At 69.6% G+C, this 16,315-nt stretch carries 16 protein-coding genes; 7 read left to right on the top strand and 9 right to left on the bottom strand.

The window, feature by feature from the left end; genetic code table 11:
* Window positions 1-26 precede the first annotated feature (26 nt).
* The 6 genes from murJ (at window position 27) to trxA (ending at window position 7,299) form a co-directional block, all read left to right on the top strand.
* Complete coding sequence (gene murJ, locus ACFTXQ_RS03610) at window positions 27-2,201, top strand: murein biosynthesis integral membrane protein MurJ (protein WP_382635484.1); 2,175 nt, start codon at window positions 27-29, stop codon at window positions 2,199-2,201.
* A gap of 117 nt (window positions 2,202-2,318) precedes the next feature.
* Window positions 2,319-4,037: a protein kinase family protein gene (locus ACFTXQ_RS03605; RefSeq protein ID WP_382635482.1), complete on the top strand. Its 1,719-nt coding sequence runs from the start codon at window positions 2,319-2,321 to the stop codon at window positions 4,035-4,037.
* A gap of 128 nt (window positions 4,038-4,165) precedes the next feature.
* Window positions 4,166-4,861, top strand: a complete 696-nt coding sequence (gene sigM, locus ACFTXQ_RS03600; protein ID WP_382635481.1) for an RNA polymerase sigma factor SigM — start codon at window positions 4,166-4,168, stop codon at window positions 4,859-4,861.
* Window positions 4,858-5,808 (top strand): anti-sigma factor family protein, encoded by a 951-nt coding sequence (locus ACFTXQ_RS03595; RefSeq protein WP_382635479.1) that lies wholly within the window; start codon window positions 4,858-4,860, stop codon window positions 5,806-5,808. The genes sigM and ACFTXQ_RS03595 overlap by 4 nt, the downstream gene beginning before the upstream one ends.
* 124 nt (window positions 5,809-5,932) lie before the next feature.
* Window positions 5,933-6,895: a thioredoxin-disulfide reductase gene (trxB, locus tag ACFTXQ_RS03590; protein WP_382635477.1), complete on the top strand. Its 963-nt coding sequence runs from the start codon at window positions 5,933-5,935 to the stop codon at window positions 6,893-6,895.
* Between the two features lie 62 nt (window positions 6,896-6,957).
* Window positions 6,958-7,299, top strand: a complete 342-nt coding sequence (trxA, locus tag ACFTXQ_RS03585) for a thioredoxin (protein ID WP_382635476.1) — start codon at window positions 6,958-6,960, stop codon at window positions 7,297-7,299.
* 79 nt (window positions 7,300-7,378) lie between these two features.
* Here trxA and ACFTXQ_RS03580 read toward each other — a convergent pair whose 3' ends face one another.
* From ACFTXQ_RS03580 to rpmH, 9 genes are all read right to left on the bottom strand, one after another.
* A complete protein-coding gene (locus tag ACFTXQ_RS03580) occupies window positions 7,379-7,996 on the bottom strand; it encodes a GNAT family N-acetyltransferase (RefSeq protein WP_030707724.1) in 618 nt (205 codons plus the stop codon).
* A 96-nt stretch (window positions 7,997-8,092) separates the two neighbouring features.
* The gene (locus tag ACFTXQ_RS03575; RefSeq protein ID WP_382635473.1) at window positions 8,093-9,181 is read right to left on the bottom strand and encodes a ParB/RepB/Spo0J family partition protein; all 1,089 of its coding nucleotides are present in this window, start codon (window positions 9,179-9,181) and stop codon (window positions 8,093-8,095) included.
* Window positions 9,178-10,266, bottom strand: coding sequence for a ParA family protein (locus ACFTXQ_RS03570; RefSeq protein WP_382635471.1), 1,089 nt, complete (start codon window positions 10,264-10,266; stop codon window positions 9,178-9,180). Before ACFTXQ_RS03570 ends, ACFTXQ_RS03575 begins: the two co-directional genes overlap by 4 nt.
* 274 nt (window positions 10,267-10,540) lie before the next feature.
* Entirely contained in the window at window positions 10,541-11,281 is a 741-nt protein-coding gene (gene rsmG, locus ACFTXQ_RS03565) for a 16S rRNA (guanine(527)-N(7))-methyltransferase RsmG (protein WP_382635469.1), read from the bottom strand.
* A gap of 76 nt (window positions 11,282-11,357) precedes the next feature.
* Window positions 11,358-11,870: a R3H domain-containing nucleic acid-binding protein gene (locus tag ACFTXQ_RS03560; RefSeq protein WP_365164382.1), complete on the bottom strand. Its 513-nt coding sequence runs from the start codon at window positions 11,868-11,870 to the stop codon at window positions 11,358-11,360.
* Window positions 11,871-11,885: 15 nt separating this feature from the next.
* Window positions 11,886-12,989, bottom strand: a complete 1,104-nt coding sequence (gene yidC / locus ACFTXQ_RS03555; protein ID WP_382635467.1) for a membrane protein insertase YidC — start codon at window positions 12,987-12,989, stop codon at window positions 11,886-11,888.
* Window positions 12,990-12,992: 3 nt separating this feature from the next.
* Window positions 12,993-13,274: a membrane protein insertion efficiency factor YidD gene (yidD, locus tag ACFTXQ_RS03550; RefSeq protein ID WP_382635465.1), complete on the bottom strand. Its 282-nt coding sequence runs from the start codon at window positions 13,272-13,274 to the stop codon at window positions 12,993-12,995.
* Window positions 13,271-13,645 (bottom strand): ribonuclease P protein component, encoded by a 375-nt coding sequence (rnpA, locus tag ACFTXQ_RS03545; RefSeq protein ID WP_382635463.1) that lies wholly within the window; start codon window positions 13,643-13,645, stop codon window positions 13,271-13,273. The genes yidD and rnpA overlap by 4 nt, the downstream gene beginning before the upstream one ends.
* A 21-nt stretch (window positions 13,646-13,666) precedes the next feature.
* A complete protein-coding gene (gene rpmH, locus ACFTXQ_RS03540; protein ID WP_018547628.1) occupies window positions 13,667-13,804 on the bottom strand; it encodes a 50S ribosomal protein L34 in 138 nt (45 codons plus the stop codon).
* Between the two features lie 356 nt (window positions 13,805-14,160).
* Here rpmH and dnaA point away from each other — a divergent pair, with 356 nt between their 5' ends.
* Window positions 14,161-15,963 carry a chromosomal replication initiator protein DnaA gene (dnaA, locus tag ACFTXQ_RS03535; protein ID WP_382635461.1) on the top strand — a complete coding sequence of 601 codons (1,803 nt, stop codon included), beginning with the start codon at window positions 14,161-14,163 and terminating at the stop codon, window positions 15,961-15,963.
* The last annotated feature ends 352 nt before the right edge of the window (window positions 15,964-16,315 follow it).

Genomic DNA, 16,315 nt, shown 5'->3' with positions numbered 1-16,315 from the left:
CCTGGGGACGATGAGGTGGGGTTTCGATGAACGCGCCGTACGACGGTGACCGCGCGCAGGGCACTGGTGGGCCCGCGCCCTCCCAGGGCACTGCCCCGGGCACCCCGGTGCCCGGGCAGGTTCCCGTGCCTGCGCCCGCGCCGGACCGCGACCCGTATGTCCAGGACGCCTACGACCACGACCCGTACCGGTCGCAGGACCTGTCCGCCCAGGATCCCGTCGCCGAGGTCCTCTACGACCGCGCCTCGCACCCCCCGCCGCCGCCCGGCACCTACCAGGAGCCCGGCCCGCTCTACGCGGCGCCGTCCGCGCCCGCGTACTCGCCGGACCCCCGGGTCTGGGCCCAGACCCCGCCTCCGGAGCCGGACGGCCCCTCCCGCCACCTGCCGTACGGCGACCACGCCACCACCACCGAGTTCGTCGGCGTGGACTCCCTCGTCACCAAGGCCGCGGACGAGCAGCCGGAACCCGACGCCTTCGCCCACCTCTACCGGGACCAGGAGGCGGCGCCCCGTACCCCCGCCGAGGACGCCCCCGTGGCCGCCCCGGCGCCGAGCAAGCCGGCCGGCCGCGCCTCCAGCCTGCTGAAGTCCAGCGCGCTCATGGCCGCCGGCACGATCGTCTCCCGCATCACCGGCTTCCTGCGGACGCTCGTCATCGCCGGTGCCATCGGCGTCGGCACCTTCAACGACACGTACCAGATCGCCAACACCCTGCCCACGATGATCTACGTGCTGGTCGGCGGCGGCGCCCTCAACGCCGTCTTCATCCCGCAGCTGGTCCGAGCCATGAAGAACGACAGCGACGGGGGAGAGGCCTACGCCAACCGGCTACTGACCCTCGTCGTGGTGCTGCTGGCCGCCATCACCACCATCTGCGTGCTCGCCGCACCGGTGTTCATCACGATGATGTCGCCGAAGATCGCCTCCGACCCGCACCAGATGGACGTGGCGGTCGCCTTCGCCCGCTACTGCCTGCCCACCATGTTCTTCATGGGCGTCCACGTGGTGCTCGGTCAGATCCTCAACGCACGCGGCCGGTTCGGCGCGATGATGTGGACCCCCGTCCTCAACAACATCGTCGTCATCGCCACGTTCGGCGCATTCATCTGGGCCTTCGGGGGCTTCACCACCTCCGGCGTGAACGCCACCACCGTCACCGCCGACGGCGTCCGCCTGCTGGGCCTCGGCACCCTGCTGGGCCTCACCGTCCAGGCCCTCGCGATGCTGCCCTACCTGCGCGACGCCGGCTTCCGCCCCCGCCTGCGCTTCGACTGGAAGGGCCACGGACTCGGCAAGGCCGCCCGCCTGGCCAAGTGGACCTTCTTCTTCGTCCTGGCCAACCAGATCGGGCTCGTCGTCGTCACCCAGTTCGCCACCTGGGCGGGCTCCGTCGCCGAGAAGCAGGGCCACCCGGGCACCGGCATCACCGCCTACAACTACGCGCTGCTGCTGTGGCAGATGCCGCAGGCGATCATCACCGTCTCCGTCATGACCGCCGTCCTGCCGCGCATCTCCCGCTCCGCGCACGACGGGGACGCGGCCGCCGTCCGCGACGACATCTCCTACGGCCTGCGCACCTCGGCCGTGGCGATCGTGCCCTGCGCCTTCGCGTTCCTCGCCCTCGGCGTCCCGATGGCGACCCTGCTCTACGCCGGCTCCGGCGCTGGCGCCCAGAACATCGGCTACGTCCTGATGGCCTTCGGCCTCGGACTCATCCCGTACTCGGTGCAGTACGTCGTCCTGCGCGGCTTCTACGCCTACGAGGACACCCGGACGCCGTTCTACAACACCGTCATCGTCGCCGCGGTCAACGCGGCGGTCTCCGCGGCCTCCTTCTTCGTGCTTTCCGCCCGCTGGGCCGTGGTCGGCATGGCCGCCGCCTACGGCCTCGGCTACACCGTGGGCGTCGGCGTGGCCTGGCGACGCCTCAAGACCCGCCTGGGCGGCGACCTCGACGGCGCGCACGTCATGCGCACCTACGCCCGCCTCGCCGGCGCCTGCATCCCCGCGGCCGCCGTGGGCGGCGCGGCCGCCTACGGGGTCACCCAGTGGCTGGGCAGCGGAGTCGCCGGCTCCGCCGCCGCCCTCGTGGCCGGAGGCATCGCCCTGGCCGCCGTGTTCCTCATCGCCGCCAAGCGCATGCGGATCGAGGAGCTCAACTCGATGGTCGGAATGGTCCGCGGACGTCTGGGGCGCTGATGCGCACAACCGTCACCCCCCTTCGTGTGTCGTGCATAGCGGCGGACTGTGGGCACAATTGGCATGGCTTCGCAGACTGGCCGACAGCGCGCAACGGATGGGGAGGCGGGAACGACGGTGGCGGAACGTAGCACGGCTGCCGTCGACGTGGCCGACAACAGCGGCGACGAGCCGCTGGCCGCAGGAGCGGACAAGGTCACGGCCGACGGGGTGGACACCCAGAACGGACGAGCCGCGGACGGACCCATGCCCGACAAGGACGGCGAGCGCACGGCAGCGGCCCCCGCGGCAGCACCCGAGCTGCACAGCGGCCACAAGCTCGCCAGACGCTACCGGCTCGAAGAGTGCGTCACCCGTGTGGACGGATTCAGCAGCTGGCGCGCGATGGACGAGAAACTGCGCCGGGCCGTGGGCGTCCACCTGCTGCCCGCCGACCACCCGCGGGCCCGCTCCGTGCTGGCCGCGGCCCGTTCCTCCGCCCTGCTCGGCGACCCCCGGTTCGTCCAGGTCCTCGACGCCGTGGAGGAGAACGACCTCGTCTACGTCGTCCACGAGTGGCTGCCCGACGCCACCGAACTCACCGCGCTCCTCGCCGCGGGGCCCCTGGAGGCCCACGAGGCCTACCAGCTCGTCAGCCAGGTCTCCCAGGCCATGACCGCCGCACACCGCGAAGGCCTCGCCCACCTGCGGCTGACGCCCAGCGCGATACTGCGGACCTCCACGGGCCAGTACCGCATCCGGGGCCTCGCCGTGAACGCCGCCCTGCGCGGGATCACCAGCGAAACCCCGCAGCGGGCCGACACCGAGGCCATCGGCGCGCTCCTGTACGCCGCCCTCACCCAGCGCTGGCCGTACGAGAGCGACGCCTACGGGCTGACCGGCCTGCCCAAGGGCGTGGGCCTGATCGCCCCCGACCAGGTCCGTGCCGGGGTCCACCGGGGCCTGGGCGAACTCGCCATGCGCGCACTCGCCAACGACGGGGCCACCGCCTCCCGCCAGGAGCCCGCCTGCACCACCCCCGAGGAGCTGGCCAAGGCCGTCGCCGCGATGCCCCGCATCCGGCCGCCGGAGCCCGCCTTCACGGCCCCGCCGGAGTACCAGCACACCACGTACCAGCAGGGCAGCTACGGCCGTCCCACGCCCCCCGGTACGCCTCCCACCCCGTCCCTGGCGGTGGTTCCCCCGCCGCCCCCGCTGAACAGCCGCACGGGCCGGGCTCTGAAGTGGGGCGTCGCCGCCCTGCTCATCGCCGCGCTCGGCCTCGGCAGCTGGCAGCTGGCCGACGCGCTCCTGGACCACGGCACCCAGGGCGACGGCGGCAGCAGCAACACCCAGCCCAAGGACAACGACGCCCCGAAGGAACAGAAGCCCGGCACGAATCTGCCCATCAAGCACGTCTCGGTCCTCGGCAACTCCGTCAAGCCGGAACTCGCCGAGAAGACCATCGACGGCGACAACGCGTCGGCCTGGTACACGCCCCGGTACGTGAACTACGCCAAGTTCGGCAACCTGGAGCAGGACAACGACGGCAGCGGCATCATCGTCGACCTGGGCAAGGTCGAAGACGTCTCCGGGATCGACGTGGACATGTACGTCGCAGGACAGACCGCCGAGGTGCTCGCCGCTGCCCCGGAGGCCGCCAACCCCGCCTCCATCAGCGGCTTCACCCATCCCGTCGTCAAACTGGGACGCACCGAGCGCAGGCTCCAGACCACGCTCGACGCCCCGATCCGCACCCGCTACCTGCTGATCCACATCAGCGAACTGCCCTCCGATGGCACGGGCGGCTACCGCGGGGGCATCAGCGAGATCAAGGTGCTGGGCCCCGGCTCCTGAGGCCGACGGCCCACCGGGGGCCACCGCACGGAACGGCCCCCGGAACCCGTCTCGCGCTGCGCCGGGCGCACCCTCGCGCCCCGAGCCGTTCAGGCCCTAATCTCCATCGCGGAAGGAAGTAGGGTGCGATGCCAGACGGATCCGCGAGCAGCCACAGCGACCAGGAACTCCTGGCGCTGCATGCCGGCGGGGACCCCGATGCCTTCGGGGAGCTCGTGCGGCGCCACCGGGACCGGCTGTGGGCCGTGGCCCTGCGCACGCTCGGCGACCGCGAGGAAGCCGCCGACGCCGTGCAGGACGCCCTGGTCTCCGCCTACCGTGCCGCCCACACCTTCCGTGGGGACTCCGCCGTCACCACCTGGCTCCACCGCATCACCGTCAACGCCTGCCTCGACCGGGCCCGGAAGGCCGCCTCCCGCAGGACCGCACCCCTCGACGACACGGACCGTCTGGAGCGCCTTCTGGAGCCCCACGAGTCCGCCGAGGCCCCGGCGGAGCGCCAGGACCTCCACCGCCAGCTCCTGGCCGCCCTCGGCACCCTCCCGGCCGAACAGCGGGCCGCCCTCGTCCTCGTCGACATGCAGGGATACCCCGTCGCCGAAGCCGCCCGCATCCTCGACGTCCCCACCGGCACCGTGAAGAGCCGGTGCGCGCGCGGCCGGGCGAAACTCCTGCCGATGCTCACTCATCTGCGCACGAATGCCGGGGATAACACCACCGCCGGGCGGGGAAGGAACCGGACGCCGGGGACAGCCGTCCCACCAGCGGCAGAACCGAGTCATCCAGACCCAGACGCAGTGAAGGGCGGAGGTGGACGACCATGACCCCGGCGACTGGCATGCCCGGCACGACCGGAACGATCCGGCACCCGGACGTCTCGGAGATCTCCGACCTGACCGAAGGGCTCCTCTCCCCGTCCCGTACCGCCGAAATCCGGCGGCACCTCGGCGACTGTCCGCTGTGCGCCGATGTCCGCGCATCCCTGGAGGAGATCCGCTCCCTCCTGGGCACCCTCCCCGGGCCGGCCCGGATGCCCGCCGACATCGCGGGCCGCATCGACGCCGCCCTCGCCGCGGAAGCGCTCCTCGACGCCACCACTCCCCGGCCCCGGAACCCGTCGGCTCCCCGGACCCGCACCGCCGCCGACGATGTTTCACGTGAAACACCTCCGCCGCCCACCGCGGCAGGGGCCCTCCGGCCCTCCGGTCACCCGACCGGCCCAAAGGGACCCGGCCGTCGTCGCGCCCGCCGCAGGATCGCCGTACTCACGGGCCTGGCCGGCGCCGCCGCCTGCGCGCTCGGCATCTTCCTGTTCAGCGACCTGTCGGACACCCCCGCCCGCACCACGGCGCGGAGCGAAGCCCCGAGCTCCGCGGCCCAGCCCTCCGCCGAAGCAGGCGCCTACACCACGCAAGGCCTCGAGAAGAACGTCCGGCAGCTCCTGGCTTCCGCGGAGATCACCGGAACGGACTCCGGAGAGCAGAACAACACCTACGGGCTGGAGAACACCCCTCCCGGGCAGGGCGTGGCTCCGGGCGACCGCCGGGCAGCCACCGTGCCGGCGTGCGTCCAGGCAGCGACCGGACGTCCCGAAACACCGCTCGCCACCGAACGCGGCCGCTACCAGGGCGCAGCCGTGTACCTCCTCGTCCTGCCGCACCCGGGTGACTCCTCCCGCGTGGACGCCTTTCTGGTCGACACAGGCTGCGAGAACGACACGTCAGGAGCCCCCGGAAAACCCCTGCTGATGAGCAGCTATCCCCGAAGCTGACGCGTGGGGACCCGCACGGGGACAGGTGGGGAATGCATGCGCCGTAGGATCCGTTGGGTGGGGTGAGAGTCCGCACCGGCCCCCGGTAGGCAGCACGCAGTCCGCAGAGACGAGGAAGAAACCCGTGAGCGACGTCCGAAACGTGATCATCATCGGCTCCGGGCCGGCCGGTTACACCGCCGCCCTGTACACCGCACGCGCTTCGCTCAAGCCGCTGGTCTTCGAAGGTGCCGTCACCGCCGGTGGCGCCCTGATGAACACCACCGAGGTGGAGAACTTCCCCGGGTTCCAGGACGGCATCATGGGCCCGGACCTCATGGACAACATGCGCGGCCAGGCCGAGCGCTTCGGCGCCGAGCTCGTCCCCGACGACGTCGTCTCCGTCGACCTCACCGGTGAGATCAAGACCGTGACCGACACCGCCGGCACGGTCCACCGCGCCAAGGCCGTCATCGTCACGACCGGCTCCCAGCACCGCAAGCTCGGCCTGCCCAACGAGGACGCCCTGTCCGGCCGCGGTGTCTCCTGGTGCGCCACGTGCGACGGGTTCTTCTTCAAGGACCACGACATCGCCGTCGTCGGCGGCGGCGACACCGCGATCGAGGAGGCCACCTTCCTCTCCCGGTTCGCCAAGTCCGTCACGATCGTCCACCGCCGTGACAGCCTGCGCGCCTCGAAGGCCATGCAGGACCGCGCCTTCGCCGACCCGAAGATCAAGTTCGCCTGGGACAGCGAGGTCGCCGAGATCCACGGCGAGCAGAAGCTCTCCGGCCTCACCCTGCGCAACACCAAGACCGGTGAGACCTCCGAGCTGCCCGTGACCGGCCTCTTCATCGCCGTCGGCCACGACCCGCGCACCGAGCTGTTCAAGGACCAGCTGGAGCTCGACGCCGAGGGCTACCTCAAGGTCGACGCTCCCTCCACCCGGACCAACGTGACCGGCGTGTTCGGCGCCGGCGACGTCGTGGACCACACCTACCGTCAGGCCATCACCGCCGCGGGCACCGGCTGCTCCGCCGCCCTCGACGCGGAGCGCTTCCTCGCCGCCCTCGCGGACACCGAGAAGGCCGCCGCCGCCGCGGTCTGACCGGCCTGACCCCCGAACCACCCCACCCCACACCCCGCAGGTAGAAGAAGAAGGAGGCCGCTGTGGCCGGCACCCTCAAGAACGTGACCGACGCTGACTTCGACGCCGAGGTCCTCAACAGCGACAAGCCCGTACTGGTGGACTTCTGGGCCGCCTGGTGCGGACCGTGCCGCCAGATCGCGCCGTCCCTCGAGGCCATCGCCGCCGAGTACGGCGACCAGATCGAGATCGTCAAGCTGAACATCGACGAGAACCCGGCCACGGCCGCCAAGTACGGCGTCATGTCCATCCCGACCCTGAACGTCTACAAGGGCGGCGAGGTCGCCAAGACCATCGTGGGCGCCAAGCCGAAGGCCGCCATCCTGCGTGACCTCGCGGACTTCGTCGAGGTCAAGACCGCCTGACGGGTTCGATGTTTCACGTGAAACGGGCCGCCCCCCTCGCAGGGGGGCGGCCCGTTTCACGTTTCTGAACGGATCCGACTCACAGGGGCCGCAGTGCGGGCTCCTTGCGTGCCGCGCCCAGCAGCCGGTCCAGCGCCAGCTCCACGTCTTCCTTCCACGACAGCGTCGAGCGCAGCTCCAGCCTCAGCCGCGGGTGCACCGGGTGGGGGCGCACCGTCTTGAAGCCCACCGCCAGCAGATGGTCCGCCGGCAGCAGACATGCCGGTCCCTCCCACCGCGCGTCCCCGAACGCCTCGATGGCACGGAACCCGCGCCGCAACAGATCCTTCGCCACCGTCTGGACCATCACCCGCCCCAGACCCTGCCCTTGGTACCCCGGCATGATCCACGCGGTGATCAGCTGTACGGCGTCCGGTGAGACAGGGCTGGTCGGAAACGCGGTGGCCCGCGGCACGTACGCCGGTGGTGCGTACAGAACGAACCCCACCGGGACCTCGTCCACATAGACCACGCGGCCGCACGATCCCCACTCCAAGAGGACGGCGGAGATCCAGGCTTCCTTCTCCAGCGCGGGCGTACCCGCCTTCACCGCGGCCTCACCGCTGACCGGGTCCAGTTCCCAGAACACACAGGACCGGCAACGACGTGGCAGGTCCTGGAGGTTGTCCAGCGTGAGCGGTACCAGCCGACGACCCATGAACGCATCGTATCCACTGTCCCTCGCTCTTTCGACAGCAAAAGGGCGGACCGTACCGGTTCGCACCGGCACGGTCCGCCCTTCGGCGGCCGAGGATCACTCCCCGGAAAGACCCTGCTCCAGCACCCGGCCTTCGCCCGGCGCCAGCGTGCCCAGAATCCGCTCCAGATCCTCCATCGACGCGAACTCGACGGTGATCTTGCCCTTCTTCTGACCCAGATCCACCTTCACCCGCGTCTCGAACCGGTCCGACAGGCGGGTCGCCAGCTCACTGAGCGCCGGAGCCACCCGGGCACCCGCACGCGGACCCTTCGGCTTCACCGTGCTCGTGGGCTCCGACGCCATCAGCGTCACGATCTCCTCGACCGCACGCACCGACAGCCCCTCGGCCACGATCCGGTGCGCCAGCCGGTCCTGTTCCTCGGAGTCCTCGACCGCCAGCAGCGCCCGCGCATGCCCGGCCGACAGCACCCCCGCGGCCACCCGGCGCTGGACCGAAGGCGACAGCTTCAGCAGCCGCAGCGTGTTCGACACCTGGGGACGCGACCGACCGATGCGGTCGGCCAGCTGGTCGTGCGTGCAGTTGAAGTCCTGGAGCAGCTGGTCATAAGCCGCTGCTTCTTCCAGCGGGTTCAGCTGAGCCCGGTGCAGGTTCTCCAGCAGCGCGTCCAGCAGGAGCTTCTCGTCATCCGTGGCCCGGATGATCGCCGGAATGCTCTCCAGACCGGCCTCCCGGCAGGCCCGCCAGCGCCGCTCGCCCATGATGAGCTCGTAGCGGCCGGGGCTCGACTGTCGCACCACCACCGGCTGGAGCAGACCCACCTCCTGGATGGAGGTCACCAGCTCGGCCAAGGCGTCCTCGTCGAACACCTCACGCGGCTGCCGCGGGTTCGGCGTGATGGCGTCCATCGGAAGCTCCGCAAACGTCGCTCCCGCCACCACATTGGCCTCCGGCGCCGCCGACAGCGACTCTTCGACCGGCGCGACGAACGATGTTTCACGTGAAACATCGGCCTGCGCCAGCGAAGCGAGCTTCGCCGCCGCACTCCCGCGCTCCGCGGTCAACACCGGCACCGCCGACGGGGACGTCGACCCGGCACCGATCACCGGCGGTGTCTTCTCCTGCGGAGCCGCGGGAATCAGCGCACCGAGCCCCCGCCCCAGACCTCTACGTCGCTCGCTCACTGGATCCCCTCCACCGCATTCTGCGTGCTGTTCATACCCGCGCCCAGATGGGCGTGCTGGGCGTCGTACTGCATTCCGACCCCGCGATACGCGATCTCCCGCGCAGCCTCCAGGTAGGAGAGGGAACCACTGGAACCCGGGTCGTAGGTGAGCACCGTCTGCCCGTAGCTCGGCGCCTCCGAGATGCGCACCGACCGCGGGATGCTCGTCCGCAGCACCTCCTTGCCGAAGTGGCTGCGCACCTCCTCCGCCACCTGCGAAGCCAGGCGGGTCCTGCCGTCGTACATCGTCAGCAGGATCGTCGACACGTGGAGGGCCGGGTTCAGATGGGCCCGGACCAGATCGACGTTGCGCAGCAGCTGACCCAGGCCCTCCAGTGCGTAGTACTCGCACTGGATCGGGATCAGCACCTCCGCGCCGGCCACCAGCGCGTTGACCGTCAGCAGTCCCAGCGACGGCGGGCAGTCGATCAGGATGTAGTCGAGCGGCTGCTCGTACGCCTGGATCGCCCGCTGGAGCCGGCTTTCACGGGCCACCAGGGACACCAGCTCGATCTCCGCGCCGGCGAGGTCGATCGTGGCCGGCGCGCAGAAGAGCCCTTCCACGTCCACCACCGGCTGGACCACCTCCAGCAGCGGCCGGCTGTCCACGAGCACGTCGTAGATCGAGGGCACATCCGCGTGGTGGTCGATACCCAGAGCGGTCGAGGCATTGCCCTGCGGGTCGAGGTCGACCACCAGGACCCGCGCCCCGTGCAGTGCCAGCGAAGCCGCCAGATTCACAGTCGTCGTGGTCTTGCCCACGCCGCCCTTCTGGTTGGCGACCACGATGACCCGGGTCTGCTCAGGTCGGGGCAGCCCCTCACCGGCGCGCCCCAGCGCCTCGACCGCCAGCTGCGCGGCTCGGCCGATGGGGGTGTCGTTGTCTACAAGGGGCGGGGGCGATGTTTCACGTGAAACATCGTCGCCCGCCGATTCAGAGCGGGGACCGGGGACCGGGTCGGCCATCGGCCCCGCGAGGTTGGCGTCGGACCGCACGGTGTCACTCTCCTCGACATCAGGCTCGCGATGAACAGAGCCTGCCATGTCTCCGGGGTCGCGAACCAGCGGGGCCCGTACTCCTGTGGATGAATCCACCGATGTGGACAACTCCGTCCCCCTCTCATCCTTGCGGTGGCGGGGGGACGCAGCCGCACGACCGCGGCTGATGATTCCGTGCAGCAGAGAGCGACGTTTCACGTGAAACACGATGCCCGGAGGGAGACTTCCGGCCGCTACGACACTCCGAAATCCATACCTATAGAGCCCAACACAGGCCAAATCCCCTCGGGAACCACGAGAGCCCCCAAGACCCGGAGCCTCAGCGGCGTCGGCGCGTACGTCCCACCCGGGCTGCCTTAGCCCGCTTGGCCGCGAACCTCACCCCACCGGGGCTCTCTCCGACCTCGACCCGCACCACCGTCGACAACGGATCCACCACGCCCTCGCCCACCTGGAGCACGGAGGTCTTCACCACACCGAGCTTGGTCAGCGCCGTCTTGGCCGCCACCAGCTCTTCCTCCGCGGTGTCACCCTTCAGCGCCAGCATCTCCCCGTAGGGACGCAGTAGTGGCACACCCCAGCCGGCCAACCGGTCCAGCGGAGCCACGGCACGCGCCGTCACCACATGTACCGGCTGGAACTTGCCGAGAACCTCCTCGGCCCGGCCGCGCACCACGGTGACGTGGTCCAGGCCCAGCAGCTCCACCGCCTCCTGGAGGAAGTTCGTCCTCCGCAGCAGCGGCTCCAGCAGGGTGATCTTGAGATCGCGACGCACGAGCGCCAGCGGGATGCCTGGCAGACCCGCGCCCGAGCCCACGTCGCACACGGTGACGCCCTGGGGCACCACCTCCGAGAGCACGGCGCAGTTCAGCAGGTGCCGCTCCCACAGGCGCGGCACCTCACGCGGCCCGATCAGGCCACGCTTGACTCCCGCGTCCGCCAGCAGCTCCGCGTACCGCACAGCTTCCGGGAAAAACTCACCGAACACCGCGCGCGCCTCTTCAGGCGCCGGGGGAAGCTCAGCTGCTTCCGTCACGGGGACCGTCCTTCCGTACCGCATGGTTGTTCACATGCAAGGCTGACAAACATCGGCCCCGCCTGCGAGACAGACGGGGCCGAACACTCGCGCTAACCGGTCAGGCCGGAAGCACAACGACGAAGCGCTGCGGCTCCTCGCCCTCGGACTCGCTCCGCAGGCCGGCGGCGGCTACGGCGTCGTGGACGACCTTCCGCTCGAACGGGGTCATCGGGGCCAGCTTCAGCGGCTCGCCGGACGCCTTCACGTCCGCCGCAGCCTTGGCGCCCAGCGCCGCCAGCTCCTCGCGCTTCTTCGCACGGAACCCGGCGATGTCCAGCATCAGCCGGCTGCGGTCCCCGGTCTCCCGGTGCACGGCGAGGCGGGTCAGCTCCTGAAGAGCCTCCAGAACCTCGCCGTCGCGGCCCACGAGCTTCTGCAGGTCACGGCTGGCGGAGTCACTGACGATCGACACCGCGGCCCGGTCGGCCTCGACGTCCATGTCGATGTCGCCGTCCAGGTCGGCGATGTCCAGCAGACCCTCGAGGTAGTCGGCCGCGATCTCACCCTCCTGCTCGAGGCGGGTCAGGGTGTCGCCGCCCTCAGCGGCGGCGGTGGTGGTGCCTTCCGTCACGGGAGGGACTCCTTCTTACTTCTTGGGAGAGGGCTTGCTGGGCGTCTGGCGCTTCGACTTCGTCTGCCGCTTCGGCTGCTGCCGCTTGGCGGCACCGCCGCTCGCCGCGTCCGCGTCGGCCGTGGCCTCGGAACTCTTGATCACAGAGCCGTCTGCCTGGGCGGCCATGCCCTGCTTGGTCAGGGCGGTGATGAACTTGCGCTCGTTGTCGTTGCGGTCCGGGCCCTTGGCCACGATCGCCGCGACGATCTTCTTCTTGCCCCGGCCCTTGACGTCGCCGTGCGAGCTGATGTGCTTCAGCAGGCGGGTCAGGTACTGGTCCTGCGCCTTGCTGCCCGGCGTCGGGTTCTGGTTGATCACGTACATCTGCTGACCCATGGTCCAGACGTTCGTGGTCAGCCAGTAGACGAGGACACCGACGGGGAAGTTGATGCCCATGAAAGCGAAGATCAGCGGGAAGATGTACATCAGCATCTTCTGCTGCTGCATGAACGGCGTCTTGACCGAGAGGTCGACGTTCTTCTGCATCAGCTGACGCTGGGTGTAGAACTGCGACAGCGACATCAGGACGATCATGACCGCGGTCACGATGCGCACATCGGTGATCGAGGCGTTGAGGCTCGCGACCTTCTCGCTGCTGTCCATGAACTTGGCGGCCAGCGGGGCGCCGAAGATGTGCGCCTGGCGCGCGCTCTCCAGCAGCGACTGGTTGATGACGCCGATGGTCTTGCCGTTGGCGATGCTCGCGAGCACGTGGTACAGCGCGAAGAAGAACGGGGACTGCGCCAGGATGGGAAGGCACGAGGAGAGCGGGTTGGTACCCGTCTCCTTGTACAGCTTCATCATCTCTTCGGACTGACGCTGCTTGTCGTTCTTGTAGCGCTCCTGGATCGCCTTCATCTTCGGCTGGAGCGCCTGCATGCCACGCGTCGCCTTGATCTGCTTCACGAAGAGCGGGATCAGGCAGATACGGATCAAGATCACCAGGGACACGATGGACAGGCCCCAGGCCCACCCACTGTCCGCACCGAAGATCGCTCCGTACAGCTTGTGGAACTGGACGATGATCCACGAGACGGGTGTGGTGATAAAGCTGAACAGACTGGCAATCGTGTCCACTAATCAGGCTCCTTGAGCATTGCGAGATCTACGCAACGCACTGCGCAGCTGCTCGTGCCAACGCGGGCGTTTACGAGGTGGGACATGGTCCACACCACCCGGGGACCACGGGTTGCACCGCAGGATCCGCCAGGCGGTCAGAACCGTCCCCTTCACCGCACCATGCCGGTCGATGGCCGTGTACCCGTAGCGCGAACACGACGGGTAGTAACGGCACACCGGCCCGAGCAGCGGACTGATCGTCCACTGGTACAGCTTGATCAAAGCGAGCAGCGGGTACTTCATCGAGCCACGCCTCCCAGGAGCCGCACCAGAGCGGCATCCAGGTCCCGGGCCAGTTCGTCGTGGCCGGCGTCACCCGCGCCGGGCAACGCACGTACCACCACCAGGCTACCGGCGGGCAGCTGGGACAGCCGCTCCCGGACGAGATGGCGCAGACGGCGCTTCACCCGGTTACGGACGACGGCGCCGCCGACAGCCTTGCTGACGACGAAACCCGCACGCGTCGAGGGATCGATCTCCCCCGGCTCGTGCGGGTCCGTTGCACCGCTTGTACGTAGGTGGACGACGAGGAGCGGGCGACCAGCCCGACGCCCTCGGCGCACCGCGCTCGCGAAGTCCTCGCGCCGCCTCAGCCGATTTTCGGGAGACAGCACGACGTCACGACCTGCGTGTTGTTACGCGGAAAGGGCGGCGCGGCCCTTGCTGCGGCGGTTCGCGAGGATCGCGCGACCGGCACGGGTACGCATCCGCAGGCGGAAGCCGTGGGTCTTGGCACGACGGCGGTTGTTCGGCTGGAAGGTGCGCTTGCTCACTCGGGGGCTCCAGAGAATAAATCGTTGTGGCGGGACATCGCCTGGCTGTCACCGTGCGCCCACGAGGAAACTCGCGTGTTCGCCCGAGTGGCACCGCTAAACGATCACAACCAGTGATCTTCGCCCATCGGTAGGCAGGCGGCAGCAGCCATCGACAACTCGACCTCGTTACGGTACGCGCGGCTACGCCATCCGGTCAAACCGAGCCTATGCCGCCCCCCACTGTGCACAGCCTGTGGACAACGACTTGAACCGTACCCACTGGCCTGACTACCGTTGCCTGATCCCGGATTTTTTTGTCCCGACCGTCCCAAAGAACCACACATTCGTGGGACCCCTGTGAGAGAGCGTGCTCTGTGGCTGACGTACCTGCCGATCTTGCCGCAGTGTGGCCAAGGGTGCTCGAAAAGCTCCTCGGGGAGGGACAGCCGGGGATCGAGCCCAAGGACAAGCAGTGGGTCGAGCGGTGCCAGCCCCTGGCGCTCGTCGCCGACACCGCGCTGCTGGCCGTCCCCAACGAATGGGGCAAGCGTGTCCTCGAGGGCCGTCTCGCCCCCCTCATCAGCGACGCCCTGAGCCGGGAGTGCGGCCGCCCCATCCGGATCGCCATCACCGTGGACGACTCCGCCGGCGAGCCCGCGCCTCCCGCCCCGCCCGTCCAGCAGCGCGACGCCTACGAGCCCTACCCCGGCCAGCGCCCGGGCGGCCCCGGCGGACCGGCCGACGACCAGCTCCCCACGGCCCGCCCCGCCTACCCGGACTACCAGCAGCAGCGCCCCGAGCCCGGCGCCTGGCCCCGCGGCGGCCAGCAGGACGACTACGGCTGGCAGCAGCCCCGCCTTGGCGGCTTCCCCGAGCGCGACCCGTACGCCACCCCGCAGCCGGGCTACCTCCAGCAGTCCGAGCCGGGCGGCTACGAGCAGGGCTCCTTCGAGCAGCAGCAGTACGAGCAGCCGCCGTACGAGCCGTCGCCGTACGAGCCCCAGCAGTCGCACCAGCAGCATCAGTACGAGCAGCAGAAGTACGAGCAGCCGTACGAGCAGCCCGCCCCGCGCCCGGCCCCCGGCCGGCCGGCGGCGGCGCCCCCGGCCCCGTCCGGCGGCTCCACCTCGGGCCCGCTCGAGCCGACCGCCCGGCTGAACCCCAAGTACCTCTTCGACACCTTCGTCATCGGCGCCTCCAACCGCTTCGCGCACGCCGCCGCGGTGGCCGTGGCCGAGGCGCCGGCGAAGGCGTACAACCCCCTGTTCATCTACGGGGAGTCGGGCCTCGGCAAGACCCACCTGCTGCACGCCATCGGGCACTACGCGCGGAGCCTCTACCCCGGTACGCGCGTGCGGTACGTGAGCTCCGAGGAGTTCACCAACGAGTTCATCAACTCCATCCGCGACGGCAAGGGCGACGCCTTCCGCAAGCGCTACCGCGAGATGGACATCCTGCTCGTCGACGACATCCAGTTCCTCGCGAGCAAGGAGTCGACGCAGGAGGAGTTCTTCCACACCTTCAACACGCTCCACAACGCCAACAAGCAGATCGTCCTCTCCTCCGACCGGCCGCCCAAGCAGCTCGTCACCCTGGAGGACCGGCTCCGCAACCGCTTCGAGTGGGGCCTGATCACCGACGTCCAGCCGCCCGAGCTGGAGACCCGTATCGCGATCCTGCGCAAGAAGGCCGTCCAGGAGCAGCTCAACGCCCCGCCGGAGGTACTGGAGTTCATCGCCTCCCGCATCTCGCGCAACATCCGCGAGCTGGAGGGGGCGCTGATCCGGGTCACGGCCTTCGCGAGCCTGAACCGGCAGCCGGTCGACCTGGGCCTCACCGAGGACGTCCTCAAGAACCTGATCCCGGGCGGCGAGGACAGCGCGCCCGAGATCACCGCCAGCGACATCATGGCCGCCACCGCCGACTACTTCGGCCTCACGGTGGACGACCTGTGCGGCTCCTCGCGCAGCCGCGTGCTGGTGACCGCACGGCAGATCGCCATGTACCTGTGCCGGGAGCTCACCGACCTCTCGCTGCCCAAGATCGGGGCGCAGTTCGGCGGCCGCGACCACACCACCGTCATGCACGCGGACCGCAAGATCCGCGCGCTGATGGCCGAGCGCCGCTCCATCTACAACCAGGTCACGGAGCTCACCAACCGCATCAAGAACGGCTGAGCCGAAGGCTCGGCAGCTGCGGCAGAGCCCATATAAACGCGTTCAGAGGGCGCTCCCGGGTCACCACGGGGGCGCCCTTCTTCGTCCGCGCGCCCCTGACCTGTTCGAATACGCCCCCTACGGAGCAAGTCATCCACAGATTCCCGGACTTTCTTCCGTCCACACCCTGGGGACGGGTTCCGTCACCCACAATCTGTCCACAGGGGTGCATGGTGAGGGACCATCAGAGCAGGTCACACCCCTGGGGATTTGTGCGCAAGCGTCATCCACAGCCTGTGGACAGAGAATTCGTCCACAGCCCTGTCCACCACGTTGTCCACGGGCCACCCACAGGTTCCCCGATCCTGTGCAC

This window comes from Streptomyces sp. NPDC057010 (assembly GCF_042673805.1).
GTDB lineage: Bacteria > Actinomycetota > Actinomycetes > Streptomycetales > Streptomycetaceae > Streptomyces.
The sequence above is the reverse complement of the archived record's forward strand: the minus strand, read 5'-3'. Positions and strand labels throughout refer to the sequence as shown.